Origin of the sequence: Cereibacter changlensis JA139, from assembly GCF_003034985.1 — a bacterium.
Classification (GTDB): domain Bacteria; phylum Pseudomonadota; class Alphaproteobacteria; order Rhodobacterales; family Rhodobacteraceae; genus Cereibacter; species Cereibacter changlensis.
The window spans coordinates 1-2,269 of record NZ_PZKG01000288.1 but is presented as its reverse complement, the minus strand read 5'-3'; the positions used below and the strand labels follow the sequence as shown (position 1 = coordinate 2,269).

Genomic DNA, 2,269 nt, shown 5'->3' with positions numbered 1-2,269 from the left:
GCTTCCGAGATCGCTCCGCTCTTGGGCGTCTTCGGCAGCCTGCAGGAGGCGCCGGACGAGATCTGGATCGCCGAGTTCCTCTCGGGCCAGCCGACCTGCAACAGCCGCACCGCCTGGCGCGGCATCAGCCGGCTGGCGCCGGGCCACCTGATGATCCTCGAGGCGGGCCGGGTCGAGGTGCGGCGCTACTGGACGCTCGACCCCGAGCCGCGCGATTATGTCGTCGGCCCCGAGGCGCTGCGCGATCGGCTCGACCGGGCGGTGGCGGCGCGGCTGCGCGGCGGGCCGTCGGGTGCCATGCTGAGCGGCGGGCTCGATTCGAGCTCGCTGGCGCTGCTGGCGGCGCGGCATGTGGCGAGCCCGCTGCCGGTGTTCTCGCTCCTGTTCAACGACCGGCCCGAGCTGGACGAGCGGCCCTATATCGCCGCCACCCAGATGCTCGGCGGTTTCGACCAGCACTGGGTCGGCGCCGCCACCGGCGAGACCGACAGCGCCGATCTGCTGACCGAGCAGGAGCAGCCGTTCCACGGGCTCGGCCTGCCGACCTCGCGCCGGCTCTATGCGGCGGCGGCTGAGGCCGGGGTGCGGGTGCTGCTGGACGGGCATGGCGGCGACGAGGTCATCTCATCCGGCGTCACGCGCCTGCAGGAACTGGCGCGCGAGGGCCAGTGGCGGTCGCTCTGGCGCGAATCCGACGGGTTGGCGGCGGTCTATGGCGAGCCGCAGTTCGATGTCTTCCTCGATCTTGTGGCGGGCAGCGCCGGCAACCGGCTGTTGCGCGGCGTGGCGCGGCGGCTGAGCGGCGGCGGCAGGCCCGACAACCGGCAATGGCGGCGCATGGTGCGCGCCGATCTGGCCAAGCGCACCGCGCTGGTCGACCGGGTGCGCGACGCCAACACGCCGGGGGCCGCGCGCAGCCCGGACCAGCGGCACCATATCGGGCTCCTGACCAACCCGGGCATCGCGGCGGCCTTCGAGGTGCTCGACCGCTCCGCGGCCCGGCAGGGGGTGGAGCCGCGCTATCCGTTCTTCGACCGCAAGCTGGTCGAGTTCTGCGTGGCCCAGCCGCCCGCCGCCAAGTTCCACGACGGCATGACCCGCGCCCTGCTGCGCGACGCGATGCAGGGGGTGCTGCCCGACAGCGTCCGGCTGCGGCGCGACAAGTCCGACTTCACCATCAACGCGCGGCGCAACCTCATCGACGGCTCCGGTGACCGGCTGGTGCATCTGGCCGCCGTGCCGGGGGCGATGGCCGATTACGTCGATCTCGGCGCCTTCCGCGCCGGCGTCGACCAGTTGCAACGCGGCGAGGCCGATGCGCCGACACTGCGCCAGGTCTGGGCGGCGCTCTGGCTGGCCGAATGGCTGGAGCAGATCGACGCGCCGCATGGCCAGACCCTCACCGACAGGAGAAACCCGGCATGATGCAGGCCCTCGCCCCCCGCCTTGACGAGACCGAGGCGCAGCCCGCGCATCGCTACAGCCTCTACGGTCTGACGGTGCATTCCGACGTGCCGCTGCCGGAGCTGCCGCCGGCGATGGGCGAGGCCAGCGCCGACCTGCTGATCCTGCGCCGACCGCTGCCGGAGGGGCCGCATGGCCGGTTCAGCCCGGCGCGGGTCGATCTTTTCTGGGACACGGTGGGGCGCTTCCGGGTCGAGCCGGGGCTCGTCACCGTCGATCCGGCGGCGGGGGTCAGCGACGACCTCGTGGCCTTCCCGCTGCTCGGGCCGGTGCTGGCCTTGGCGTTGCACCAGCGCGGGCTCTTCGCCTTCCACGCCAGTGCCGTTTCGGTGAACGGACGCGGCGCGGTGATGATGGCGGATAAGGGCGTCGGCAAATCCACCACCGCCACGGCGCTGATCTCGGCGGGGCATGGCTTGCTGGCCGATGACATCGTGGCGCTGACCGGCGACTCGCAGCCAATCCTGCTGCCCGGCTTCGCGCAGGTGAAGCTGTCGGATGCCTCGCTGGCCCGGCTGAAGGTGCCGGGGGCGCAGACCCGGCCGCAGGTGCATGACGCGATCGACAAGCACCGCGTGCTGCTGCCCGCCCATGTCGCAGCCAAGGCGGTGCCGCTGGGCCGGATCTATGCGCTGGAGCGCGGCTCGGCGGGGCAGGGCCCGGCGGTGCTGCCGGTGCAGCCGGCCGAGGCGCTGCCCCTGGTGCTGCGCTTCGCCTATGCCGCGCGCTTCGGCCGCGACCTGCTGAACGGGGCCGCCGCCGCACGGCATTTCCGCCAGGCTGCGACGCTGGCGGCGACCGGGAC

General features: G+C 73.1%; 2 protein-coding genes. Both read left to right on the top strand.

The window, feature by feature from the left end; translation table 11 throughout:
• Positions 1-1,425, top strand: a 1,425-nt coding sequence (locus tag C5F48_RS23305; RefSeq protein WP_146170737.1) for an asparagine synthase-related protein, incomplete at its 5' end; no start/stop codon positions are given.
• A partial coding sequence (locus C5F48_RS23300) for a phosphoenolpyruvate carboxykinase (ATP) (RefSeq protein WP_258186563.1) occupies positions 1,422-2,269 on the top strand: 848 nt, incomplete at its 3' end. The genes C5F48_RS23305 and C5F48_RS23300, both read left to right, overlap by 4 nt.